This window comes from Rahnella sp. RcJ3, assembly GCF_009498575.1.
Classification (GTDB): Bacteria; Pseudomonadota; Gammaproteobacteria; order Enterobacterales; family Enterobacteriaceae; genus Rahnella; species Rahnella aceris.
Map to the genome: position 1 here is coordinate 21513 of NZ_QSNX01000013.1, position 23881 is coordinate 45393.

At 52.7% G+C, this 23881-nt stretch carries 22 protein-coding genes; 15 read left to right on the forward strand and 7 right to left on the reverse strand.

All coding sequences use genetic code 11. The features are described 5' to 3' along the window. The first annotated feature begins 4 nt into the window (after window positions 1–4). From DXU84_RS17200 to DXU84_RS17240, 9 genes are all read left to right on the forward strand, one after another. Window positions 5–967 (forward strand): nucleoside hydrolase, encoded by a 963-nt coding sequence (locus tag DXU84_RS17200; protein WP_112197107.1) that lies wholly within the window; start codon window positions 5–7, stop codon window positions 965–967. Further along, window positions 964–1938 (forward strand): ABC transporter permease, encoded by a 975-nt coding sequence (locus DXU84_RS17205; protein WP_014416605.1) that lies wholly within the window; start codon window positions 964–966, stop codon window positions 1936–1938. Before DXU84_RS17200 ends, DXU84_RS17205 begins: the two co-directional genes overlap by 4 nt. Continuing rightward, window positions 1938–2855 carry an ABC transporter permease gene (locus tag DXU84_RS17210; RefSeq protein ID WP_013577972.1) on the forward strand — a complete coding sequence of 306 codons (918 nt, stop codon included), beginning with the start codon at window positions 1938–1940 and terminating at the stop codon, window positions 2853–2855. The genes DXU84_RS17205 and DXU84_RS17210 overlap by 1 nt, the downstream gene beginning before the upstream one ends. A gap of 2 nt (window positions 2856–2857) precedes the next feature. Continuing rightward, window positions 2858–4657 carry an ABC transporter ATP-binding protein gene (locus DXU84_RS17215; protein WP_041673456.1) on the forward strand — a complete coding sequence of 600 codons (1800 nt, stop codon included), beginning with the start codon at window positions 2858–2860 and terminating at the stop codon, window positions 4655–4657. A gap of 181 nt (window positions 4658–4838) precedes the next feature. Then, window positions 4839–5798, forward strand: a complete 960-nt coding sequence (locus DXU84_RS17220; RefSeq protein WP_121019847.1) for a 3-oxoacyl-[acyl-carrier-protein] synthase III C-terminal domain-containing protein — start codon at window positions 4839–4841, stop codon at window positions 5796–5798. Further along, entirely contained in the window at window positions 5773–6033 is a 261-nt protein-coding gene (locus DXU84_RS17225) for an acyl carrier protein (protein ID WP_013577969.1), read from the forward strand. Before DXU84_RS17220 ends, DXU84_RS17225 begins: the two co-directional genes overlap by 26 nt. 64 nt (window positions 6034–6097) lie before the next feature. Further along, window positions 6098–6667 carry a hypothetical protein gene (locus DXU84_RS17230; protein ID WP_228389021.1) on the forward strand — a complete coding sequence of 190 codons (570 nt, stop codon included), beginning with the start codon at window positions 6098–6100 and terminating at the stop codon, window positions 6665–6667. Then, entirely contained in the window at window positions 6664–8016 is a 1353-nt protein-coding gene (locus DXU84_RS17235) for an MATE family efflux transporter (RefSeq protein ID WP_112197103.1), read from the forward strand. Before DXU84_RS17230 ends, DXU84_RS17235 begins: the two co-directional genes overlap by 4 nt. Then, window positions 8006–9061, forward strand: a complete 1056-nt coding sequence (locus DXU84_RS17240) for an alpha/beta fold hydrolase (protein ID WP_013577966.1) — start codon at window positions 8006–8008, stop codon at window positions 9059–9061. Before DXU84_RS17235 ends, DXU84_RS17240 begins: the two co-directional genes overlap by 11 nt. Before the next feature lie 3 nt (window positions 9062–9064). On the opposite strand, the gene DXU84_RS17245 is transcribed toward DXU84_RS17240, so the two are convergent. After that, a complete protein-coding gene (locus DXU84_RS17245; protein WP_013577965.1) occupies window positions 9065–9610 on the reverse strand; it encodes a helix-turn-helix transcriptional regulator in 546 nt (181 codons plus the stop codon). A gap of 429 nt (window positions 9611–10039) precedes the next feature. Here DXU84_RS17245 and DXU84_RS17250 point away from each other — a divergent pair, with 429 nt between their 5' ends. The 6 genes from DXU84_RS17250 to DXU84_RS17275 are packed head-to-tail and all read left to right on the forward strand — an operon-like array spanning window position 10040 to window position 17908. Further along, window positions 10040–11290: an efflux RND transporter periplasmic adaptor subunit gene (locus tag DXU84_RS17250; protein WP_153376321.1), complete on the forward strand. Its 1251-nt coding sequence runs from the start codon at window positions 10040–10042 to the stop codon at window positions 11288–11290. Between the two features lie 58 nt (window positions 11291–11348). After that, on the forward strand, window positions 11349–12065 hold the full coding sequence (locus DXU84_RS17255; protein WP_037033254.1) for an ABC transporter ATP-binding protein: 717 nt from the start codon (window positions 11349–11351) through the stop codon (window positions 12063–12065). 1 nt (window position 12066) lies between these two features. Further along, window positions 12067–14496: an ABC transporter permease gene (locus DXU84_RS17260; RefSeq protein ID WP_013577962.1), complete on the forward strand. Its 2430-nt coding sequence runs from the start codon at window positions 12067–12069 to the stop codon at window positions 14494–14496. Window positions 14497–14543: 47 nt separating this feature from the next. Next, on the forward strand, window positions 14544–15956 hold the full coding sequence (locus DXU84_RS17265; RefSeq protein ID WP_013577961.1) for a sigma-54 dependent transcriptional regulator: 1413 nt from the start codon (window positions 14544–14546) through the stop codon (window positions 15954–15956). After that, window positions 15949–17262 carry a PAS domain-containing sensor histidine kinase gene (locus DXU84_RS17270; RefSeq protein ID WP_119262382.1) on the forward strand — a complete coding sequence of 438 codons (1314 nt, stop codon included), beginning with the start codon at window positions 15949–15951 and terminating at the stop codon, window positions 17260–17262. The genes DXU84_RS17265 and DXU84_RS17270 overlap by 8 nt, the downstream gene beginning before the upstream one ends. Then, window positions 17219–17908 (forward strand): 4'-phosphopantetheinyl transferase superfamily protein, encoded by a 690-nt coding sequence (locus tag DXU84_RS17275; RefSeq protein ID WP_153376323.1) that lies wholly within the window; start codon window positions 17219–17221, stop codon window positions 17906–17908. The genes DXU84_RS17270 and DXU84_RS17275 overlap by 44 nt, the downstream gene beginning before the upstream one ends. A 9-nt stretch (window positions 17909–17917) precedes the next feature. Here DXU84_RS17275 and DXU84_RS17280 read toward each other — a convergent pair whose 3' ends face one another. Genes DXU84_RS17280 through DXU84_RS17305 form a run of 6 tightly spaced genes read right to left on the reverse strand, consistent with a single transcriptional unit; the run spans window position 17918 to window position 23847 of the window. After that, the gene (locus DXU84_RS17280) at window positions 17918–18574 is read right to left on the reverse strand and encodes a GIN domain-containing protein (protein ID WP_013577958.1); all 657 of its coding nucleotides are present in this window, start codon (window positions 18572–18574) and stop codon (window positions 17918–17920) included. A 15-nt stretch (window positions 18575–18589) separates the two neighbouring features. Beyond that, a complete protein-coding gene (locus DXU84_RS17285) occupies window positions 18590–19645 on the reverse strand; it encodes a MupA/Atu3671 family FMN-dependent luciferase-like monooxygenase (protein WP_037033172.1) in 1056 nt (351 codons plus the stop codon). Further along, window positions 19629–20945 (reverse strand): cytochrome P450, encoded by a 1317-nt coding sequence (locus DXU84_RS17290; protein ID WP_153376325.1) that lies wholly within the window; start codon window positions 20943–20945, stop codon window positions 19629–19631. The genes DXU84_RS17285 and DXU84_RS17290 overlap by 17 nt, the downstream gene beginning before the upstream one ends. Then, the gene (locus DXU84_RS17295; protein WP_153376327.1) at window positions 20938–21882 is read right to left on the reverse strand and encodes a 3-oxoacyl-ACP synthase; all 945 of its coding nucleotides are present in this window, start codon (window positions 21880–21882) and stop codon (window positions 20938–20940) included. Before DXU84_RS17295 ends, DXU84_RS17290 begins: the two co-directional genes overlap by 8 nt. After that, window positions 21879–22730, reverse strand: coding sequence for a hypothetical protein (locus DXU84_RS17300; protein WP_153376329.1), 852 nt, complete (start codon window positions 22728–22730; stop codon window positions 21879–21881). Before DXU84_RS17300 ends, DXU84_RS17295 begins: the two co-directional genes overlap by 4 nt. Then, window positions 22717–23847: an acyl-CoA dehydrogenase family protein gene (locus tag DXU84_RS17305; protein ID WP_153376331.1), complete on the reverse strand. Its 1131-nt coding sequence runs from the start codon at window positions 23845–23847 to the stop codon at window positions 22717–22719. Before DXU84_RS17305 ends, DXU84_RS17300 begins: the two co-directional genes overlap by 14 nt. Window positions 23848–23881 lie beyond the last annotated feature (34 nt).

Sequence of the window (23881 nt, forward strand, 5' to 3'; positions counted from 1 at the left end):
AATTATGAGCCAGCGCATCATTATCGATACCGATCCTGGCGTGGATGACGCCATCGCGTTGTGGCTGGCGCTGGCCTCGCCGGAACTGGATGTGCTTGGTGTGACCGTTGTCGCTGGCAACGTGGCGCTGCAAGACACCGTGCGCAATGCCTGCAAAATTGTCGCGTTGTCTGGCAGGACCGCTACGCCCGTTTATGCCGGCGCACCCGGTCCGCTGGTGCGTGAACAGGTTTATGGCAAATACGCACACATTGGCGCGTTCAAAAATGAACTGGTGCCAGACACGGAACTGCAACCGCAGGCCGGACACGCGGTGGATTTTCTGGTGCGGACATTACGACAGGCCGCCGGAGAGAACTCACCGATCACCTTGTGCGTCATCGGTCCGATGACCAATATTGCGCTGGCGCTGGGAATGCACCCGGACGTCGCGCGTGGCATTAAACAGATCGTCACCATGAGCTGCGCCTTTACCGCCCTCGGCCATCGCGTGCCGTGGGCCGAATTTAACGTCTATGCCGATCCGCATGCCGCTGAAAAAGTGTTTAACAGCGGCGTGCCATTGATCATCATGCCGCTTGATATGACTTTTCAGGCGCTGATCAGCGCAGATGATATTGAAGCATTAAAACAGGACGGCGGACTGCCGGGCGAATCTACTTCTGCTTTACTTAATGCGTTTGACCGCAGTGATCTCAACCGGTTTGGCCGCGAAGGCGGGCCGGTGCATGACGCCACCACCGTCGCGTGGTTGTTGCAGCCAGGCCTGTTTGAAGGCCAGCCCGCGCGCGTGGGCGTAGCGGTTTCCGGTACTACCGCCGGATATACCTACGCGGATTTCTGGAACAAACTGTCGACGCCGCCTAACGCCACGGTCATGCAGAAAGTGGATGAATACGGTTTTTTCAGTCTGCTGCGCCGTGTTTTCTCGCGATACGGCAGCCGCGATGGCGACGCAAACGCATGAGCCGTTACCTGCTCGGGCGTTTCGGGCAAACGTTGCTGACGCTGCTGGTGATGTCATTGCTGGTTTTCGGCGGCGTGTATCTGGTCGGCAATCCGGTTGACCTGCTGCTCAGCACGACCGCGACGCCTGCTGAACGCCTGAGTGTGATCCAGTCTTTTGGCCTCGATAAACCGGTGTGGGAGCAGTATGGCCTGTTCGTGGTCAATGCCCTGCATGGCGATATGGGTAACTCCTTCATCTACAATCAGCCCGCGCTGCACCTGATTTTCCAGCGTATGCCCGCCACGCTTGAACTGGCGCTGGTGGCGTTTGTGCTGGCGCTGGTGACCGGCATTCCGCTCGGCGTATACGCCGGTCTGCGCCCTGACGGCTGGTTATCGAAGTCGATCATGACCGTCTCAATTTTAGGCTTCAGCCTGCCGACGTTCTGGATTGGCCTGATGATGATCATGCTGTTCAGCGTCAAACTCGGCGTGCTTCCGGCCTCCGGGCGCGGTGCCACGGTAGACATTTTCGGCGTCCCCGTCAGTCTGTTTACCGCCGACGGTCTCGCGCATCTGATCCTGCCCGCCCTGAATCTGGCGCTGTTTAAAATCTCGCTGATTATCCGTCTGACCCGCGCGGGTGTGCTCGAATGCCTGCAACAGGACTTCATCCGTTTCGCCCGCGCCAAGGGTTTATCGGAAAGCCGCATCGTGCTGGTTCACGTATTGAAAAACACCCTGATCCCGCTGATTACCGTCATCGGCCTTGAGCTGGGTTCGCTGATTGCTTTCGCAGTAGTCACTGAAACCATTTACGCCTGGCCGGGGATGGGCAAGCTGATCATCGATTCTATCGCCGTACTCGACCGGCCGGTGATCCTGGCGTATCTGATGATCACCGTGGTGATGTTCAGCCTGATTAATCTGCTGGTGGATGTGCTGTATGTGCTGGTGGATCCGCGCGTCCGGCTGGGGGGCGAAAACTGATGGCGTCTGATTCCGTACATTCGCGCAGCGCTGTTCAGGGCAAACCGCATTCCGCGTTTTACCACACCGTGCGTGCGCTGCTGCGCAACAAATTCTCCTTATGCGGTCTGATCATTTTAGGTATCGCCATTGTGCTGGCGGTGCTGGCGCCGTGGATCTCGCCACAAAATCCGTACGATTTATCGCAGCTCGACATCATGGATGGCCGCCTGAAACCGGGCACCACCAGTATGAGTGGCATGATTTACTGGCTGGGCACTGACGATCAGGGGCGCGATTTGCTGAGCGCGATTTTGTACGGCACGCGAACCAGTCTGCTGGTGGGTGTCTCCAGCGCGATGATTGCGCTGACCATTGGCGCAGCACTGGGGCTGATCAGCGCTTACGTTGGTGGCAAAACGGACGCGCTGATCATGCGTATTGTCGATATCCAGCTCAGCTTCCCGCCGATCCTGATTGCGCTGATTTTGCTGGCGGCACTCGGGCAGGGTGTCGATAAAATCATACTGGCGCTGGTGGTCACGCAATGGGCGTATTACGCACGCACCATTCGCGGCTCGGCGCTGCTGGAACGTCGCCGCAGTTACGTGGACGCTGCGCGCAGCATGGCGCTGTCGAACCCGCGCATTCTGTTCCGTCATATTCTGCCCAACTGCCTGCCGCCGCTGATTGTGGTGGCGACCATGCGTATTGCTTACGCCATTATGCTCGAAGCCACGCTGTCGTTTCTTGGCATCGGTTTGCCGGTGACCGAGCCTTCGCTCGGCCTGCTGATTGCCAACGGTTTTGATTACCTGATGTCCGGCGATTACTGGATAAGCTTCTTCCCCGGCGTCACGCTGCTGGTACTGATCGTCGCCATCAACTTAGTGGGTGACGCCCTGCGCGATATCCTCAACCCGCGGAATAAAGATTGATGATGCAACCCCCGGTTTTACAGGTCGATAAACTGAATACCGCGTTTTCCGTGGGCGGCGAATGGCTGAATGTGGTGCGGGACCTTTCGTTCTCGATTGGCCCGAAAGAAACGCTGGCGCTGGTGGGCGAATCCGGTTCGGGTAAAAGTGTGACGGCGATGTCCGTCATGCGTTTGCTGGATGAAAAGCAGACCCGTTATTCCGGCAACATCCGGTTTGACGGTCAGGATTTACTGAGTCTCAACCGTTCGCAGATGCAAGGCATTCGCGGCAACCGCATCGGCATGATTTTTCAGGAGCCGATGACCAGCCTGAATCCGGTGCTGAAAATCGGCGTGCAAATCACCGAAGTGCTCAAACGCCATCGCGGCATGGACGATAAAACCGCGCGCGCCGAAGCCGTCCGGTTGCTGGAGAAAGTACGTATTCCGGCGGCCACCGCACGACTCAATGAATATCCGCTGAGTTTTTCCGGCGGCATGCGTCAGCGCGTGGTGATTGCTATCGCGCTGGCCTGTAATCCGCGTTTGCTGATAGCGGATGAACCGACAACGGCACTGGATGTCACCATTCAGGCGCAAATTCTGGCGCTGATCAAATCCTTGCAGGAAGAAGAGGGCATGTCCGTGCTGTTCATCACCCATGATATGGGCGTGGTGGCGGAAGTGGCGGATCGCACGCTGGTGATGCACCGTGGCGAAGCCGTGGAACAGGCAACCACGCGGGAAATCTTCCATCATCCCACACATCCTTATACGCGCGCGCTGCTGTCGGCGGTGCCGCGACTGGGTGCGATGAACGGCGTGGCGCTGCCGAAACGCTTCCCGCTGACCGACAGCCAAACCGGCGAAGTGCTGCCGGTGGCGGAGTCTGTCGATACGCTGCGCACCGGTCAGCCGGTGCTGGAGGTTAAAAATCTGGTGACGCGTTTTGATGTGAGATCCGGTCTGCTGCGCCGTGTTTCTGCCCGGGTGCATGCGGTGGAGGATCTGTCATTCAGCCTGCAACCGGGCGAAACGCTGTCACTGGTGGGGGAATCCGGCTGCGGGAAATCCACCACCGGACGCACGATTTTACGTCTCACGGAAGCGACTTCCGGTGATGTGCTGATCCGCGGGCAGGATATCCGCCGGGCTGACAGTGCACGGCTGGCGGATATCCGCACCCAGGCGCAGATGATTTTTCAGGATCCGTATGAAAGCCTGAACCCGAGAATGCGCATTGGTCAGGCGATTGCCGAACCGATGATAAGCCTCGGCTTGCATGATGCCGCCAGCGCCAGCATTCGCGTGGCGCAACTGCTGGAACAGGTCGGCTTGCAAAGCAATATGGCGACGCGCTTTCCGCACCAGTTTTCCGGCGGTCAGCGGCAGCGTATCTGTATTGCCCGCGCACTGGCGCTGGAGCCGAAAATGATCATCGCTGATGAAGCCGTGTCGGCGCTGGATGTGTCAGTCAAAGCGCAGGTGATTAATCTGATGCTCGATCTGCAACAGGAACTCGGGCTGGCGTATCTGTTTATTTCGCACGATATGGCGGTGGTCGAGCGCATCAGTCACCGTGTGGCGGTGATGTATCTGGGCGAAATCGTCGAAATCGGTTCGCGTGCCGATATCTTCGAAAACCCGCAACACGCCTATACCCGCAAACTGCTGGCCGCCGTGCCGGTGCCCGACCCGGATGTTCACCGCACACGTCCCGTGGTACCGGAAGAGCTTGCCAGCCCGCTGCGCTCAGCCACTTATCAGCCGCCGGTGCGTCATTACCGCGAAGTCAGCAACGGTCACTTTGTACAGCTATAACAGCTCCGTTTGTACGCTGTTCTTTCCGATTTTCCCTCCTGAACACTCATAACATTCCATTTTTGGGATTCAAAAATGGGAATTCCTGCCCTTTAAGCAATTGCAGGCAAAAAAGACGTTTTTTTTCTGGGATTATGGACTGCGTTTATAATAACTCTAAAATAATTCCCTGTGAGAATATATGTTGCCACTTAATGATTTATGCTGGTTGCCTGGTCGCATCTCTTTAAGGCCATTAAGTACGCTTGAATCATCTCATAATTTAAAAACAGGCGCGCGTAAGGTACTTGAACGTTATTACTCTCTGCACACAGTGGGAATGTTCTCTGGTAGCCATACAGAAATGTTACATGAAACCCTTTCAACTCTGGTGAATGAAAATCTGAATGTCGCTAAGGGGCGGGGATATTTGGTCTATGCAAAAACGCAAACGCATAATACTTTTTTTGATGACTGCTGGCTTGATGAGATAGCGGCCCGTTGTGGAATCGGGCATTGGGAAAAATTAACAATTAGTCTCAATCATTGCGCATCGGCTTTGTCGGCGATTCATTTATTAAAGAACCGGGTAATAAAAAGCCAGTTGCCGATGATCCTCATCACCGGTGAAAAGGCTTTCCACTGTGATATTAATAAGCTTGATAATAGTGTTATGGCGGAAATTCCTGCTGCCATGCTCCTCAATGCGGGGCATTCACCGTGGCAAATCAAGCAAACCGCCGTGCGGCATCTGTCTTCATTTTATAATAATCACAGAGAATTTCCGGCTGCCCGACGGCGGGAACTTTTCTCCTCACTCGAACAAGATTATTATGATTTCTATCTTTACGTACTGGATAAGTTTAGCCTTACGATTGACCATATAGATGCGATTGTTCCGGGTAATATAGATTTACCCATGCTCAGGAGAATTGCCGATAAACTGAACTTCAAGGGCGAGCTTTTTACTGAGCATATATCAGGATATGGACACGCTTATTGCTCCGATATTTTATTTAACTTGTCTTCTTTATTAAAGAGCTTCGAAGGTAAAAGAATTCTCTGTGTTGCTATGGGGATGGGGATAACGATGTCCTGTATCCTGATTGAAAAAAACGAAAATAATGAGGTAAACCATGTCACAACTTCTGTCAGCCGTTAATGATGCATTAAATGATGTCATGTCTGCAAAAATCAACATCACGCCGGAAACGGATTTTAATGAAGATTTGGATCTCGATTCAGTATTATTTGTGCAGTTCTTATTAACGCTGGAAGAAAAGATCCCCGGCCTGATGTTTGAACCTGATCAAATCAACCAGGATGCCTTCACCACTGTCGGGAAACTTATTCAATGGATTGAACAGCATCTGCAACTGGAGAGCTCTGATGTGTGAAGCAGAGTTTACCCGACTTTACTTTTTGTTCAGGGACCATGAGCCGGCAGAAGCCTTCCGGCAGATGCGGCAGAAATGGGCCAACCCGGCCAGCGGCGTATTTTGCGGCGGGTATCAGATTCTGGCAGCAGAAGGTGAAACCTGCGCGGAGCAGCACGCTGAGTCTGATCGTATTCTGGCGTCACTCGGGATTGCTTTGCAGCATACCGGCACAGAAACCATCACTGATGATCCGATCCCGCTGATGGCTTCTTTTGCGGCGCGCCTGGGGCTCCTGAGCCAGATCCTGGCGGTGAGCTGGAAGCACTTATCCGCGCGAAAAAGTTTTGGCATAAAAACCACCCGACATCAGTTAGTGAAGGCGGATTTTGCCGATCTGAGCAACCAGACAGATTTACTTTTGCTCCAGTGGCAGATGCGCATTACGGCGCAGGACTATGCTGACCCGGAAGCGGATCACTGGCAGATTACGGAGCTAACCAACCGGGCAGAAAAACTGATGGGCGGGCATGGCTATTTATCAGGCTCGACGCACAGCCTTTCTTACCTGTCGATGATGATTTACAGCCTGTACGGGAAGGCCGCAGACGCTGCCATAACCGTGTTGCCAGCACGTCAGGAGCGTAGAGTATGAATACTTCACCTGAGATGACGTTGCTACGGCGTAACAGCCTGAGCAAAGATATCGCGGACCTGCTGAAGTTAGCCTGGCCGATGATCGTGGTGGCCATTGCCGTCTCATTTTCGCAAAACATTCAGACCGCGATTCTGGGGCACGGGAAAGAAACCAGTTCAATTTATTTGCTTTCGATGCTCCAGCCGTTCAGTTTCTTATTCCTGGCTATTCTGGAATGCCTGGCTATCACCAATCAGGTTTTCAGTGCCCGTTCGCTGAATATGTGGTCCCGCCAAAAGGTACTGGCGGCGACCTCCCTGCTGGCGACACTGGGCATCGTGATTGTGGCGCTGCTGAGCGGCGTGACGGCGCTTTGCGCTCCTCTTTTGCAAACCCTGTTGCCGGTCGCCGGCAATGCATTTTATTCCTCGGCATTACCGCTCTATTTCCTTTCCATGCTGCCGTTTATTCAGCTTGAGATGTGTAACAGCGCATTGCGCGGGCAGGGGAAAAGCGCGCTAAGCATGCTGTTAGTCATCGCGTATATCGTGCTGAATGCGTTGATCTGCTACACCGGCTATCAGGTTTATGGATTAGGCTTCAATTCGATTATTATTTCCAACGCCCTGGCTTCTGCTCTGCTTATCCCTGTCGCGCTTTGGCTGGTACGGCGTACCGGTCGCCATGCGGAAGATGACCGCCCCGGCGCATTTATTCCGCGTCTCAGCGGGCTTTTGCTTCAGGTGGGGATGCCCATTTTTGCCTCGTTAGTGGTACTGTTTTTCAGTTCTCTGCTGATATTCCCGTTAATCGGCACCCTGGGTGAGCAATATGTCGCCGGTTTTCTTATTGTGACCAAGATTCGGATGTTTATTGTCATCCCCGCCGTGGCCTGCGGATCCGCGCTGGCGATATTAATTAACCAGCGGCTGGCCATCAGCAGCGGAGAAGAATTAAAACGATTGCTGCACCGTGGGTTAGCCTTTATTTGCATTATTTACCTTCTGCTGACCTCCGGCGTCTATTTCACCGAAGTGAGTCTGATAAAAATTCTGTCCGGTGACCGAATAATTCAGGATGTCAGCAGCCAGATTTTACTGATTCTGTTACCGACGTTTTTCATGACCTCTTTTGTTGCCTCGCTTCAGGCATTGCTGGAACAATTAGAACAGGCCCGGCGGGTATTGGTATTAACCGTTATCATCGAATTGCTGACTGTCATCACCTTGCTGGTGGGATGGGATAAGTTCTCGCAACTGCAAAGTATTATGAATCTGATCATTGTCTTTAATGTGGTGTACTTTATCGCGTTCGGCAGAGAATACTGGCGGCTGGCCAATAAAATAGGAAGTGAGAATGTTTTATAGCTTCTTTTATCCGGTCCTGTTGTTTTTATCGCTGGTTCACCAAAATTATCTGCGGGTTTTGGTCATTATGCGATTGCGTCCGACGTTACTGATGAAAGCCAAAATAAGGCCTGCGACGCATTATACCCGGGCATGCAAATTAATCAGTTTATTCGACTTATATTCCCTGCATGCCATGTCTTCCTATCTTTCTGCGTTATACGCGTTGCGTCTTTTCGAAAAGACCCGGCCTTTACCCTATAAGCAGGGGGAAATCATGCTGCTCAGTCGCTGCGTGCAGGAGGAGCTTTATTGGCGCAAATCTTTTGTTAAGGTCTTCATTTATCCGCAAGCGGATCCTCAGGCAGAAAAAGTGTTGCTTCTTCACGGGTGGGATGGCCGGAGTATAATGTTACGGCAGATGGCGCAGCGGTTGCAGGAAAAAGGCTATACGGTTTTTGCGCCTGACCTGCCCGCACATGGTATTTCTCCCGGAAAAAAAGTGTCTTTCTATGATCTGTCGCGGGCCGTCATGGAGATGGAAAAGCATTACGGGCACTTCTCTGTGATCATTGGTCATTCGACCGGCGGATTAATTGGCTGCATGGCCGCGCTACAGGGACTGCTTTTTAAACGGATGATTTTAATCGGCAGTCCGTGCAGTTACGGGAAAATGATGGACAGATATGTGCGCAATAATAAACTGCCCAGGCGCATTGCCGTATCGATGAAAAAGCTTTATCAGCGCCGCTATGGTGTACATCCTGATGTTATTGGTCCCGAGCTTATCGGTTCAATAACGCAACCTGTCATGATATTGCATGATAAGAATGATCTCAGTATTGAACTGGATGAGGCCGAAATACTGAGCCATTCATTGAAGAAAAGTGAATTAATCGTTACAGAGGGAAAGGGCCACAACGGCGCATTACGTGACCCTGTTGTTTTCAATTATATTTCAAACTTTCTGAGGGATACTTTGCATGAGGATTTTTCATCTTTCCATGAACCAAAACTGATATTGCGTGTAGAGAATAATAAAAAATGGCATAAGAAATCTTATTAATAATTATAAGAAGTGCAGGTTGCTGATTAACATACTTCTTGAAAAGTTGTTTCTCTGGATGCCGAAAATGAAATCATAATCTGATGATTCTTTTTTTATTTCCGGGCGTGTTGTCCTGATGACATTCTGTTTGAATTTGAGCGGAGACTCGTTATAGGTCTTGCTGAAACTTCGGGAAAAATGCGGCAGCGACGAAAATCCACAAGCATAGCTGATATCTGTCAAAGACCACTCAGGGGCTAAATGGATAAATTCCCTGGCCAGCGCCAGCCGGACCTTCCACATCCACTTTATAGGCGTGACATCATAGAAATGTTTGAATATGCGGCAAATATCAAAGCGGGTTTTACCACATATTTTTTCCAGATCTTCAAGTGTGATCTCGTCAGAAATATTCTCCAGCATATAATTAATAATCTTAACAATACATAATGCTTTGTCTGTATGAGCGTGCTTGCCATAGATAGTCAAATGACGATTATCGAGATCCTCGGTTATTTTCTGTGTGAAAAGACTTTTTTCAGCGTTCGATAGTTTGCGTTCCCACATACACACCCCTTCTGCGTAATTAATGAGTGATGAACAAATTTTTAAAATTGGAATACCGTCCCCGCTATTCTCTAAGCAATTACTATGCCATGTTTTTATTTGTTTCAACTTATTGTTTATAATGGATATTATTATTCTTTCCTGTTATGTAAATAGTAAAATCCCATTTTCGAAACACACTAATTAACTTGCCTGATTTAATATCCCAATATTGGGAATGCATGATATGCGTGGGGTTTCGCAGGCAAAAGAGGGTAATCAGGGCATGCCGTCCCGATTTTCGTTCCATTAATGAGATAGAAAATGATTAAGGGAAAAGGCGTAATTGGCGACTTTTTAAAAAACACATAAAAATCAGTTAGTTAATTAAATTTAAAGGTTGGCACGATTTGTGCTCATGGGTAAGGAGTTATCAGAAAAGGTATTATTATGGACATATCAATCCCGCAACCCGGGAATAAATTCATACTGAAGCGATACCGCAAATTTATTGTTGCGGGCGCACTCTTTTTAGCCACGCTGGCGGCAATCTATAATTACCGTTTTTCGCCTTATCAGATCTCCCGCGGGAGTATCGCGGTCGGGCAGGTTCAATATGGAAATTTCTCGGTTGAAGTGCGGGGTAACGGGGTACTGTTACCGCGTGATATCAATTGGGTTGCGGCCAATGTTGATGCCCGCGTGGAAGAGGTCATTTACAAACCTGGCATGAAGGTGAATAAAGGCCAGTTATTGGTCAGAATGAGTAACCCGACGCTGGAACAAAAATTACAGGAAAACCGGCTCGAGCTGGATGCCCGCCGGGCTGAGACTGACGCCACTAATGCAGAATTACAAAATAAAATTCTGAGTCAGGAAGCCTTGGTATTGGATGCGAAAAGCCGGTTACTCAGCTCTACGATGCGGCTTGCTGCGCAAAAGAAATATATTGCGGCAGTGCCGATGCTGGAATACGAAACGACCCGTATTAATACTGAACAATATCGTCAGCAAGTTGTGCTTGAGGAAAAACGATTAAAAACACTCAAGCTGAGCATTGATGCTGATATCAAAGCCAGTGCGATGCGCCTTAACAAACTGGAATCTTTGGTGCTGCTGAGCCAGCAGGAAGTCGATTCGCTGAATGTTACCTCACCGATTGAAGGCATTTTGCAGGATGTGAAAGTCCAGGTCGGCCAGCGGGTCACCACCGGCACCAGTATTGCCCGTCTGGCGAAAGAAAAGGAACTTTATGCTGAACTCAAAGTGCCGGAATTACAGTCCCGTGATCTTGCCGTCGGGCAGCAGGTTACCATTAACACCGGACGCAGCCAGTTCACCGGGGTATTGTCACGGGTGGATCCTGCGGTGACCAATGGCACCGTTAAAGTGGATGTGACATTCAATCAACCACTGCCGCAGGAAGCCCGTCCTGATCTGAGCGTTGATGGTTTAATCGCAGTGACAAAAATTAATGATTCCCTGTACGTTGAGCGGCCACCGTTTGCCCAGAATAATTTACCTTCGATGCTTTACCGGCTCGATGAAAAGGAACGCTTTGCCACCAAAATGAAGGTCAACTTTGGTCAGGGATCTGCGGATTATATTCAGGTGACCAGTGGACTGCGTGCGGGAGATAAAATTATTCTCAGTGACGGCAGCGCCTGGCAAGGGGCAGATCAAATTGAGATTACTAAATAATGCCGGCTCACCTGCAAAAGACGCCAGCTTACAGGACAATGCGATGGAGATGAAAATGATGGAATCACTGGTAGAACTCACTGACGTGAATAAGATTTTTTTGACCGATGAAATTGAGACACACGCCCTGAGCAAGATCACGCTCAGCATTTCCAAAGGGGAATACGTGGCGATTTCCGGGCCTTCAGGCTGTGGTAAATCAACGCTGCTTTCGATTTTGGGTCTGCTCGATGTGGCCTCTACCGGGACCTATCAGCTGGCCGGGCACAACGTGGAAAATATTTCTAAAAAGCAGCGTGCCCTGGTGAGAAATCGTGATATCGGCTTTATCTTTCAGTCATTTAATCTCATCAGCGATTTAACCATTGAGGAAAATGTCTCCCTGCCACTGACTTACCGCAAGGATATTTCTAAAACTGAACGGCAGCAGAGAGTGGCGGAAGCCTTAGACAAGGTCAATATGTCCCACCGGGGACGCCATTATCCCTCGCAGCTTTCCGGCGGACAGCAGCAGCGCGTGGCCGTCGCACGGGCTATCGTGGGCAATCCCTCCATCATTCTGGCGGATGAACCGACCGGTAACCTGGACTCCCACAATGCCGAGGCGGTGCTGAATATTCTCGATAAGTTACATCAGGAGGGCGCCACGATCTGCATCGTCACCCATGATCCTCGTTCAGCCGAGCGGGCGCAGCGCAGCATCGTGCTTTCTGACGGGCAGGTCGTCGGAGACGGACATGTGGCACGGGAACTGACCCTGATAAAGGAAGCATAAAATGCTTTTTGATATCCGATATGCCTTACGCCTGTTACTCAAAAGCCCGTCATTTACCTTTATCACCGTGCTCATCATGTCCTGCGGTCTGGCACTGACGCTTTATATGTTTTCAGTCATTAACACCATCATGTTTACGCCGCTTCCTTATCCGGACGGGAAAAACATGGTGTTAGTAAACCCGACGGTCAACGGCGTCAGTCTGAGTGACTCTGGGGTCAACTTCCTGGACTACCAGGAAATTAAGGCCCGCAATACCACGCTCAATGACGTGGGTTATTTTTATGCTGAACGTGCCGATATCAGTGACGGCACCAAAGCGGTTTCCTATATGGCGATCCGCAATACGCCGGAGATGTTTTCTTATACTGGCATCCAGCCTTATCGTGGCAGGGTGCTGAACAGTGAAGATGTCCAGCCTGGCGCGACACCGGTTGCCGTTATCAGCTATGGCATGTGGCAAAACTACTTTGCTGCCGATGCGCAACTCATTGGCAGAGATGTCCTGATCAATGGGATACACACGCGCATTGTGGGCATTATGCCCGCCAATTTTGCCTTTCCTTTCTTTCATGATCTCTGGCTGCCTTCTAAGCTGGATCCTGCACAGTATCTGGTCCGCAAAGGTGCGCCGGAAGTATCCGTTTATGCGCGCCTGAAACCCGGTGTTCCGCTCGCCGATGCTGACGGTGACCTCGCTCAGGTGATGCAGTCGCTGGCCTCTGAGTATCCTGAAAGCAATAAAGGGCTGTCGGCGCAGGTACTGACATTCCAGGAAAATTTCATGGGTGAGGAGACCATGCCGATCTTCATCGTCATGCTTTTTGCCGTGGCTTTTGTGCTGGTGCTGGCGTGTTGTAATGTCGGTAACTTATTGCTGGCAAGAACCACAGAGCGTTCAAAAGAAATCGCTATCCGCGTTGCTCTGGGCTCGCCTTCCGGTCGTCTGGTCATGCAAATGATGTGGGAAAGCTTATTTATTTGCGCCTTCTCGGGCATCATCGCCGTTCTGCTCGCCGCCTGGGGACTCGAGATCACCAATACATTACTGCCGACGTTCGTACCGAACAAAATTCCGTTCTGGTGGCATTTGTCACTCGATAACGTCATGATCCTCAATGCGTTAGTGCTGGTCATCATGACGGCTGTCGTTACCAGTGCATTGCCTGCGTGGAAAATCACCCACGGTAATTTCAACGATGTTTTGCGTGATGGAACGCGGGGCGCGCAAAGTCGCGGGGCAGGCAGGGTGTCCCGTATTCTGGTGACGTTTGAAGTCGGATTATCCTGTTCCATTTTATGCATCAGTGCGCTGCTGGCGCTGCTGGTTTACCAGGCGACCCGTGCCGATTACGGGGTGGCGACGCAGGGCTATCTCACCGGTCAGATTAACCTCAATGCCAACCAGTATCCTGATGATGCGAGCCGGATCCTGTTCTATCAGCGCCTGCAATCGTCCCTCAGCGGGATCCCCGGTGTTGAAAAAACGGCCATCACCACCAGTGCCGTCGGACAATTTACCGTACCCCGTCAGGTGGATATCGATTCGTCTACCAACAACAGCAAAGACCGCTGGTCTTATCCTCTGGTCAATGATGTCCAGGTGATGCCGGGAAGCCTGACGGCAATGGGGATCACGCCGGTGGCCGGAAGGGAGTTTGCCAGCAGTGATACGCAGGACTCACAGCCCGTGGTGGTGGTCAGCCAGTCGTTTGCGGAGCAGTTCTGGCCCGGTGAGCGGGATGTCATCGGAAAACGCCTGCGTTTTCGTGATACGGATGATCAGCGCTGGTTCACGGTTATCGGTGTGGTGCCGAACGTCATTCATGGCCGGCCTTTCAGCGCGTTCCGCCAGCGGGTCACGGTTTACCGCTCGCTGGCGCAAATACCCGCGGCGTCATTAACGCTGGTGCTCAGGGCTCAGAATCCTGATACGTTAGGGCCTGCGCTCATGAATGCGGTGCGCCAGATTGACAGCACGCTCTCCGTTAATCAGGTGCAAACGTTGAATCAACGTCTGGCCAGGAATACCGCCGGGCTGCATTTCATTGCCAACCTCTTTATGTTGTTTGGTCTGGTCGCGGTCATTCTGGCGGCCACCGGTATTTATGCCGTGATGCGCAATGTGATCAATCAACGTATTCAGGAGATCGGGGTGCGTATGGCGATGGGGGCAACGGAAGGCGTTCTGTTACGGATGCTGATGCTTCAGGGCAGTAAGCAATTATTCATTGGACTGATTATCGGGTTGCCTTTGGCCTTCTTTGTCGCACCCAAGTTGACGCGTATATTGGGCAACGGGCATACCTCCTTTGCACTGCTCTTTTGGGGTGTCGCCGTCATGATTTCTTTAATTGTGGCGTTAGCGGTCTGGTTGCCTTCCCGACGCGCCATTCGGATGTCGCCTGCGGACGCCATTCGCTATGAATAATCTGTCGCCGTGCCTGACGGGTGCGGCGGCACAAGCCGGATGCTTTAATGAACGAAAAAAAACGTATTCTTGTCATTGATGATGACGCGGGCATTCTGACCAGCCTCGACATGCTGCTCCGTATGGAAGGGTATGACGTGACGCTGGAAACGCAGGCCAACCGTTTATTGTCACATTTGTCCGCAAAGCCCTTTGATCTGGTACTGATGGACATGAACTTCCAGAAAGACACCACGTCGGGTCTGGAAGGTTTGCAACTGCTGGATGAGTTAAAAAAATTTGATGACTGTCTGCCCGCTGTAGCCATGACGGGATGGGGAAGTGTTGACATCATCGTCAGCGCCATGCGGGCCGGTGCGGCGGATTTTATTCAAAAACCCTGGGATAACGAACGCCTGTTAAGCATTGTTCAGCAACAGATTGCACTGAGCCAGGCGAGACGCTCCGGGAATTGCCTGCGAGAAGAAAACAAGCTGCTGAAAATGGCGCTTGAAGATGACATGGGCAATGAATGGGTTGTCCGCTCTCAGGCCATGAAGCAGTTAATCAACGTGGTGGAAACCGTGGCTGCCACGGATACCAGCATCCTGATTCTGGGTGAAAATGGCACCGGCAAAAGCCTGCTCGCCCGCTATATCCATCAGCTCTCATCCCGCCGTGAGCACAGCATTGTTGAAGTTAACATGGGGTGCATCAATGAGCAGTTGTTTGAAAGTGAAATGTTCGGGCACGTAAAAGGCGCGTTTACCGATGCGCGGGAAAATCGTATCGGACGCTTTGAACTGGCCGATAAAGGCACATTATTCCTCGATGAAATTGGCAATTTGCCCTTGTCCCAGCAGGTAAAATTACTGCGTGTCCTGGAAGAACGGCAGTTCGAACGCGTGGGTTCATCACGGACGCAAACCACACAGTGCCGCATCATTGCGGCCACCAACACGGATCTTGAAAAAGCCGTGACTGAAGGGCGGTTCCGGCAGGATTTGCTCTACCGGCTGAATGTTATTCAAATTCCGTTACCGCCGCTACGTGAACGGCAGGAAGATATTGAGCCGCTGGCCGAACGTTTCCTGCAACGTTTTGCCCGCAAATACAGTAAACCTAAACCGGTATTATCGGCGATGGCGCGACAGGGGCTGCATGAATATTCATGGCCGGGGAATATCCGAGAACTGAGCCATTTGCTGGAACGCGGCGTATTGCTTTGCCGCAATAATACGATCGACCTGGCAGATCTTTGCCTGCCGCTGCCTGTGAAGGGGCAAAACAGCGGTCATGAGCCACAACAAAAACCGGTAACGCAACTTGAGACGGGCACGCTGGCAGAAGTGGAAGAAACTGTGCTCTTACAGCGCCTGCGTCACTATGACGGGAATGCAGTGAAAGCGGCAGAATCGTTAGGGCTGAGTCGCAGCGCTTTTTACCGACGACTGGATAAATTAAAAATCTGTCATGAGTAAACTTTTTCGATCCTTTGAGTCACGTCATTTAATACTGTGCAGTTTGTCCCCGCTGGGGGGCGTTGTTGCCTATCTGCTGCTGTGGTTTTTCCCACAGCAGTCTCTCTACCTGAAATTTCTCACGCTCTTTATTCTGTGCGTCACGTTAGTGTATTTTTCCTATCACTTTTTCCAGCAACTTCTCTACAAAATCAATGTGATTTCTAACCTGTTAGAAGCCGTTGAGCAGGAAGATTTTAGCCTTCGCGGTGTGACCAGCGGGGAAGGGGTGTTTGAAGGGGTCATTGAACAGATCAACGCCATTTCGGGTCAGTTATCCCGCCACCGCCAGCAGCAAAGAGAAATGGATTTTCTGCTGCAAAAAGTGATTTCTAATATCACGGTGGCGATTTTCGCGATTGACGGCAATAACCGGCTGATGTGGTGTAATGATGCGGCCTCGCGGATGCTGGGCACATCACTGGAAAAGCTGATTGGCGAAAAATGCAGTCACTGGCAACTTGATACGTTGTTGCAAAATGCCAACCGGGAGCATCCGGTGGAGTCCAGTCATGCAGGGCGTCCGGGGCGTTATAAAGTGTCCAGTGACACCTATATGGTGGACGGGATCCAAAACGTGTTGCTGTTTGTCAGTGATGTTGACGACATGCTGCGTAAGGAAGAACAAAAAGCCTGGCAAAACCTGCTGCGGGTGATCAGCCATGAAATAAACAATTCTCTTAGCCCGATTGCCTCCATCAGCCAGATGCTCCAGCAGCATTATCGCCGCCATACAGAAAACCTGCCGGAGGGCTTTGCGGAAGGCATCGATCTGATCAACCGCCGGGCCAAAGAACTTATCGCTTTTATCAGCAGTTACCGCCAGCTCAGTAAACTCGCCCCCCCCGTCAAAGCACCGCTTGATTTTGCCGCCCTGATTGCGGAGCTGCCGCTGTTGTTTGCGCACCGTAAAATTACCCTGAAAGGCCCGGCGCCGCTGAGTGTAAATGTCGACCGGGTGCAACTCCATCAGTTGCTTATCAACCTGATTAAGAATGCCGATGAGGCGATGAGCGATACCACGGCGCCGGTGTGTATTGAATGGTCAGAAGAAAAAGGCTGTCTGTTTGTGACCATTCTTGACCAGGGTGTCGGGCTGACCAATCCCAAAAATCTGTTTGTTCCTTTCTATACCACCAAACCCAATGGCAGTGGCATCGGGCTGATTTTGTGCCGGCAAATCGCTGAAAGTCATGGCGGGTATCTGTCTCTGGAGAATCGCCATGATCGAACCGGTTGCCGCGTTACCCTCAATCTCCCACTGTGATCCCCTGCCTGAACTGAAGGCAGGAGAGGGGCTTTGCCTGCTCCGTCACTTTGAGGCGTCGCTGTCAGGGCAACTGCTGCGACAGCAGGCGCAGTGCTGGCTGCGTCAGGTATTGTCGGGCTACTTATCAGTGACCGATGAACAGTTAAGTATCGCAAGAACGCCTCAGGGTAAGCCCTGGCTCCCTGATTTCCCGGGATTGTGCTTCAACTTATCCCACAGCGGAACTTCGGCGGCGATTGTGCTGTGTCGCGGGGCAGAGGTCGGGGTGGATTTGGAAAAAGTCAGCGGAAACGTTGAGGCGAAAAAAGCCATCGCCCGCCGGTTTTTCAACCCTGATGAACAGCACTGGCTGGCAGAAGATGAGGCGCATTACCTGTTGCGTTTTACCCGACTGTGGAGTGTGAAGGAAGCGTGGCTCAAAGTCAGGGGAACCGGCCTTACGCAGTCGCTCGCCGGTTTTTGTGCCATCCCGCAGCACAGTGGCATCGCGCACGTATACGATGAGCGTAAAGAAGAGATCGGCCTGTTACATCACCGGCTGATTGAAAACGACGGGGTGTATTGTCTGGCGTATGGCGCCTGTGCTCCGCTGAAAGACCTGCCGGTCAGATGGCAGGTCTGTATTTTTCAGGCGGACAGTTAATCAGGCGCGTTAAGCACAGCCAGAAGTGGAAATCTCGCTGGCAAATGAGCTGGCAGAACCGGTATCCACCTGAGCAGAGGCGCTGACGGAAACACGAGCGCCTGCCGCAAGCGTGCCCTGAATTTTGGGGATATGACACAGTGAGGATTCCGCGCCCATGCTCATGCGCACGTTAGCCGATTCCGCCGTAAAATTCTGAGGCTTCTTGTTAAAACTCCCGCCCATGGCCAGATCCAGATTCAGTTCAGCCGTTTTGCCTTCAGCGCGGATATCCGTGCCCATACTGCCGGAAACGGCCAGTGTTTTCGGATCCACCGCACAGGCCGGTGCGGCTATTTTAACACCCGCTTTTCCGGCCAGACTGTTCAGCGGGCCGCTGGTATACAGGGTGATATCCAGCGTGTGCGAGATAAAGCGATCATTTTCAGCGGCATCATTGACCAGCAGTAAAGCGTGATTGTCATGGGTGACTTTCAATTTATTCAGCGTGTCTTGCGAACCGGAGACCACCATAGACGGCGTTGCGGCACACTTAATGGTGAGATTAATGCCCTGTCTGGCTTCTACTGCGCTAAAGGCTTCCAGGGGGAATGTTTTTTCTGCGGCGAGGGCAGAAGTGCTGGTGACACAGGCGAGCAGGGTAAGCGCCAGGGTGATTTTTTTCATCATAGTTCCTTGATTTCATAACAATGTAGCAAGTGTCCGAAGCGTTTCTTCCACACTTGATTGAGGCATTCCAAAATCCATAAGGCACGCAACTTCATCGATTCCTTCCTGCCTGAGACGGGCAAGCTGATCTGCGCATTCTTGTGCAGAGCCAAATAAACCGCAGTGGTTGAGATATTTCTCCACTCCCCATTTCAGTGTGTAGGCTTGCTTCTTCTCATTTTGCTCCGCATCGGCGACCCGTGGTTGACTGAGATTGTCGGAAAGCGCCATAAATGCCTGCAGATAACCGGTAAGTGCCGGTTTAATCCGTGGCAACAGCGTTTTTCGTGCTGCTCCGGCCTGCGTGTGCAGCATCAATGTGACGGTGCCTTCTGCGGGATCAAAACCCGCCTGACGGCGTGCGAGGCGATACGCCGCGCAGTTTTCCACCAGTTGCTCGCGGGTCTGCGAAACCAGATGGGTGAGCACATTCAGCCCGCGTTTTCCGGCCTCAGTAAATAAATCGGGATTACTGCCGGTGGTCAGCCAGACGGGGATCTCCGTCTGAAAAGGTGCCGGCCAGGTTTTCAGGCTGACCGGTTCGGGTTGCGCAGGCAGCGAAAGCTCGTGGCGTGTGACGGATTCACCGCGCCACAGCGCCTGAACCTGCGCCAGTGAGGAAAAAAGAACCTGTTGTCTCTGGCGGTAATTCTCAGCCCTGAGCACAAAATCATTACGCTGCCAGCCGCTGGCAAACGCCACGCCAGCGCGGCCATGAGACAGGTTATCGACGATGGCCCATTCTTCGGCAACCCGCAGAGGATCATGTAACGGCAGCACCACGCTGCCTGCCCGGATACCGATACGTTGCGTGCAGGCCGCCAGCGCCGCGCTGACCACCGAAGGATTAGCAAACATGCCGCCAAAGGTATGGAAATGCCGCTCGGGCGTCCAGATAGCATGAAAATTCAGCGTATCTGCCAGCCGTGCGGTACTTAATAATTGTTCATATTTATCAGCAAAGTTGTCTCTGGCCACATCGGCGAAGCAGAACAGGCTCAGCGCCGGGATCTCACGGGATGTGGTCATGCTGTTCAGCCTTGTTTGTGGACGTGAGAATGAAAGACAGGTCACCGCGCGGGATGACATTAAGCGCAAAAAGCGGGGTGAGGGCGGCAGGTGACGTCGAAGGGGCGAGCGAAAACTGAAAATGTTCGCACAGTGTCGCGACCGCCGTGGTCAGCTGGTCGAGAGCCAGAGTCATGCCCACACAGTTTCGTTTTCCGACGCTAAAGGGTAAAAAATGCTCCGGCGCAATTTTCTCTTCACCCAGAAACCGTTCCGGCCTGAAGCAAAGCGGTTCTGCCCAGCAGGCGGCATGACGGTGAATCAGCCAGGGGGAAAATAAAACCCGCGTGCCCGCCGTAATCACCACGTCATCCACCACGATATTTTCTGCCACCCGGCGCTCAAAAAACGCTGTCACCGGCGTCAGACGGAGCGATTCCCGGACAATGGCTGAGGCCATGTTTCGTTTGCCCTGAGCCGCTTCCTCACGTACGCAGTGCTGATAGTTCAGGTGCTGCGAAAGATGTGTCAGCGTCCATAGCAAGGCAATACCCGTGTTATCGACGCTGGCGGCAAGATTGCCCAGCAGAAGACTGATCACTCTCTCACGCGCTTCGGGGTGCGCGCCGGGACTGAGCGCCTGACAAAGACGTTCCAGCATCGTGGTATTGCCGCCCCTGGCGTCATCCAGCAACGGGCCAAGCAGGGACTCAGCCTCCAGCCGGAAGGCGACCAGTGCCGGATGCCTGCACAGTGCCTCATAATCCGCGTCCGGTGCGGCGATAATCAGTTGCAGATAGATATCACGGAAATGGCCAATCAGCGTATTCAGTTGGGGCAGACTGATCTCCCGGCCAAAAAATCCTTCCGCCACACACATCAGCGCCCAGTGCAGGCAGATTTCACGCAATGAGGTCTGCTGCGGATCCTGCAGAATATCCAGCAGCCAGCGGGCGGAGAGGTCGGTGCTTTGTTTCAGCAACGGGGATTTAGGGTTCACCAGCGGTGTGGTGAGTTTTCTCGCCAGCCGCCATTCCTCGCCCTCTTTGGATGTCGTCAGTGACTGGCCCAGCAAGATGCGTCCGATAGTTGAGGCTGAGGAAAGATGTTCAAATTCCTTCACGAACTGGCTTTCCTGCTCAATCAGCAACCGGACATGGCGGGCGCCGGCAAGCAGCAGCACTGCATTGTCTTTTTCACCAATCCAGACTTTATCTCCGTGCTGACGACAGGCCATTTCGGCGATTTTAAGAAAACCGAGCCGGGCAAACTGTGAGGAAGGCGGGGTGAAAAAAGGGATGGCTTGCGCGTTATCAGGCATCCTGAGGCTCCGCAAATGTGTCTGAAGTGATCATGGCGCTGCCTACCCAACCGCCGAGCCCGACAGAAAGTAAAATGGCTGGCTGGCCGGTTTCGGCTGGCGGGTGGGTATCGAGCAGTAAGAGAGGATCGGTGGTGTAACAATGTCCGCATTGCCCGATGAGATCGGTGGCGATCCGCTGATGGGCGCGATCAGGATGCCGCCGCCAGGTTTGCCAGCTCAGGCGGTTAATGTTGTGAGGCAGTAACCATGCGTCCTTCCGCTGTTCAGCCGGATACTGACGCAGCGCCATGTCGATCAGAGCGTCATGAGACTGATAAAAACGCTTAATATCTTCCCGGCTGCCGTCGAGGCCCTGCCAGAATGCGGGATGATGAAAACAGTGAATGCCGGACACCCTGCGCTCACCGCCGCCCGGTCTCAGTAAGGCACACACAAAGGCATCACCGATTAATGTGCAGCCGGGAACATAGCGCTCTGCCAGACTGAAATCTGCCAGCGTGTCGCCTGCCAGCAGAGCCACACACTGATATTTTCCCTGCTCAAGCATGCGCCCGGCCATCAGCAGACCCCAGAATAACGTGGCGCAGTTTTGCTGATTGAGGGTGATGAGATGTGCGTCAGGGGCAATAAAATCAAAACGTTGCCGCAGCAACGCTAAATCAACCCGTTGCCGTCGTGAACGGGCGGGCAATCCCTGAACCAAAATAATCGCATCGATTTTTTCAGCCTGCGTTAACTGTACGGCGGTTTGCTGCAACAGCGATTCAAACGTCGCGGCGGCACTTTCGTCTTCAGCCAGCGTTGATGCTTCCTGAAAACCGAAAAGATGCCGGAAGGTCCGGGCTTCGCTGGGGTTCGCGCCGCGATGGGCGAGGATCGCGTCAAGCGATATCCGTGTGACAGGAATACAGGTTTTCAGCGCAAAAATATTCATCTCAGGTTCTCTGCTGCCGCCAGACCGCACAGGCTTATCCGTCCGTTGTGTTCACTCATCAGCAGATAATCACGTCCGGGCTGCCAGTTTTGACCCAGGGCGACAAAAGGCGCCGCGCAAAGTAAACGGGGATTGACCGCCAGTGACGTAAAGCCTTCCGGTAAACTGGCGAGACAATTTTGAGGGCCGATCAGCGTTAACCGTTCGCGGGTAAAACCGAAATGCTCAACGGACTGCAAGATGGCCTCGCTAAAATCTGCGGACGTTTTCAGACGCTGATACCCCAGATAACGTAATCCGCGCTGTTGCGTATTGACCAGACAGAGGCAGGCATTGTTTTCCGGTTGCAGGCGCGCCATCAGCGGTGAAAAGTACATCAGGCTTTTTTGTTCGGCGATCAGTAACAATCCGTCTTCCGCTTTCCCTTGCAGGCAGTCGCTGAGGCCATCAAGGGCGAACAACGCCGCATCCGGCCCGCGATCGCTGATTGCCAGCGCCAGACAGTCGGTGAGGCCGAGCTGATGTATGGCTAAATTCACCACAGAACTCCCCATGTGCAGGTCAGGCGTCCAGTGCGCCATCAGCACCGTTTTCACCCGCTGCGGCTGAACGACCGGGGCAAGATGCGGCAGCAATGTAGCGACCATGTCGCTGAAGGCCGCCCGTTCATTGCTGGTGATCCAGGTATTAACCTGCTCGTTTTCCTGACTGAGCGGCTCACCGTTAGCGGCGAAAAAATGCTGAACATACGAACGCCAGTGCGGAATATCCGTTTCCCACTCCGGTTGAGGGACGTCGGTGTGATGAAACGACTGGCTGACAATATCGGCGGGATCAAGGTACAGCATGGCGTTGATCTCCCTGAATTTCAGGTGTGCGGAAGCTGTTAAGTAAGTGGATATTGCTGGTGCCTTCCATGTATTCAAAAGCAAAGCTGTCGCGGTAGCGCTTGCGCAGGAAAGTCTCTTCCAGCCAGTCTTCGGTGGCGAGCCAGTGGGGCAGATGGCTCGCCGTCTCTTCGGCCAGACGGGTAGCGCTTAATTTGAGGCGGCTGGTGCTGGCATATTGCTGCTGACCCGTACGGTAGCCTTCCGCCAGTGCGAGCATCTGCTGAAAGAGAACATGATATTTACGCCACTGGCAGGCGATCCAATGTTGCGCAGTTGCGGGTAATGGTCGGGTTTCCAGCGCTTTCAGCAGGCCGTAAGTGGTGCCCAGCGCCATAGCCGCCACCATGGGACGGTGGCGCTCAAAGACCTTGCTCAGCGCATTAAGCCCCTGCTGCAATCCCCGGCGTTCCTGCCCTAAAATATCGTCTTCTTTGACACTCAGATTGGTCATCGTCAGACGTGTCAGTGCCGCACCCGCTAACCCGAAGGTATCGAGCAGTTCACGCTGCAAAGGTCCGGTTCTGCCTTCGGGAAACACCATCACCAGCCGGTGGCTCTGTTCATAACGGGCAAATACCAGGCCCGCGCTGGCGCGCATCGCGCCGCCGACCAGCATCTTTTGCCCGTTCAGCCACCATCCCTGACTGTTTTGCGTGAGTTCGCAGGCAATTGCCGTGGCGTCGGAGCCAAACCCCGGCTCGGTGACGGCAAAAAATGTCCAGGCAGGGCTGTGTTCAAAGCAGGCGAAAAAACGCGCCTGTTGCCGTTCAGTGCCGAGCGTCAAAATAGCGCGGGTGCTGAGGGATGCGCCGGGCAACATCATCATCGCGCTGGCATCTGCCCGGCTCAGATATTCGATGATCTGTAAGTGATGTGAGTAATCAACGTCAGAAAAGGCCGCCGTTTCCCAGGGATTAAAACGGGAGGGAATGCCGATACAGGCAATGCTCATCAGTTCGGGATGATCAAAACAGGCCAGCGCCTGATCCGGTTTATATTCCGAAATTTTGCCAGCCGTGGTGAGCAGTGCCTGGAGTTCATTCAGCTGCGGGTAGTATCGGGTAATATCAGCCATGAGGAGTTAACACATCACATAAAGAACAAGTGCG

Coding starts and splice junctions, on each gene's coding strand:
- DXU84_RS17200 (WP_112197107.1), top strand. CDS start 5: ATGAGCCAGCGCATCATTATCGATACCGATCCTGGCGTGGATGACGCC.
- DXU84_RS17205 (WP_014416605.1), top strand. CDS start 964: ATGAGCCGTTACCTGCTCGGGCGTTTCGGGCAAACGTTGCTGACGCTG.
- DXU84_RS17210 (WP_013577972.1), top strand. CDS start 1,938: ATGGCGTCTGATTCCGTACATTCGCGCAGCGCTGTTCAGGGCAAACCG.
- DXU84_RS17215 (WP_041673456.1), top strand. CDS start 2,858: ATGCAACCCCCGGTTTTACAGGTCGATAAACTGAATACCGCGTTTTCC.
- DXU84_RS17220 (WP_121019847.1), top strand. CDS start 4,839: ATGTTGCCACTTAATGATTTATGCTGGTTGCCTGGTCGCATCTCTTTA.
- DXU84_RS17225 (WP_013577969.1), top strand. CDS start 5,773: ATGTCACAACTTCTGTCAGCCGTTAATGATGCATTAAATGATGTCATG.
- DXU84_RS17230 (WP_228389021.1), top strand. CDS start 6,098: ATGCGGCAGAAATGGGCCAACCCGGCCAGCGGCGTATTTTGCGGCGGG.
- DXU84_RS17235 (WP_112197103.1), top strand. CDS start 6,664: ATGAATACTTCACCTGAGATGACGTTGCTACGGCGTAACAGCCTGAGC.
- DXU84_RS17240 (WP_013577966.1), top strand. CDS start 8,006: ATGTTTTATAGCTTCTTTTATCCGGTCCTGTTGTTTTTATCGCTGGTT.
- DXU84_RS17245 (WP_013577965.1), bottom strand. CDS start 9,610: ATGTGGGAACGCAAACTATCGAACGCTGAAAAAAGTCTTTTCACACAG.
- DXU84_RS17250 (WP_153376321.1), top strand. CDS start 10,040: ATGGACATATCAATCCCGCAACCCGGGAATAAATTCATACTGAAGCGA.
- DXU84_RS17255 (WP_037033254.1), top strand. CDS start 11,349: ATGGAATCACTGGTAGAACTCACTGACGTGAATAAGATTTTTTTGACC.
- DXU84_RS17260 (WP_013577962.1), top strand. CDS start 12,067: ATGCTTTTTGATATCCGATATGCCTTACGCCTGTTACTCAAAAGCCCG.
- DXU84_RS17265 (WP_013577961.1), top strand. CDS start 14,544: ATGAACGAAAAAAAACGTATTCTTGTCATTGATGATGACGCGGGCATT.
- DXU84_RS17270 (WP_119262382.1), top strand. CDS start 15,949: ATGAGTAAACTTTTTCGATCCTTTGAGTCACGTCATTTAATACTGTGC.
- DXU84_RS17275 (WP_153376323.1), top strand. CDS start 17,219: ATGATCGAACCGGTTGCCGCGTTACCCTCAATCTCCCACTGTGATCCC.
- DXU84_RS17280 (WP_013577958.1), bottom strand. CDS start 18,574: ATGAAAAAAATCACCCTGGCGCTTACCCTGCTCGCCTGTGTCACCAGC.
- DXU84_RS17285 (WP_037033172.1), bottom strand. CDS start 19,645: ATGACCACATCCCGTGAGATCCCGGCGCTGAGCCTGTTCTGCTTCGCC.
- DXU84_RS17290 (WP_153376325.1), bottom strand. CDS start 20,945: ATGCCTGATAACGCGCAAGCCATCCCTTTTTTCACCCCGCCTTCCTCA.
- DXU84_RS17295 (WP_153376327.1), bottom strand. CDS start 21,882: ATGAATATTTTTGCGCTGAAAACCTGTATTCCTGTCACACGGATATCG.
- DXU84_RS17300 (WP_153376329.1), bottom strand. CDS start 22,730: ATGCTGTACCTTGATCCCGCCGATATTGTCAGCCAGTCGTTTCATCAC.
- DXU84_RS17305 (WP_153376331.1), bottom strand. CDS start 23,847: ATGGCTGATATTACCCGATACTACCCGCAGCTGAATGAACTCCAGGCA.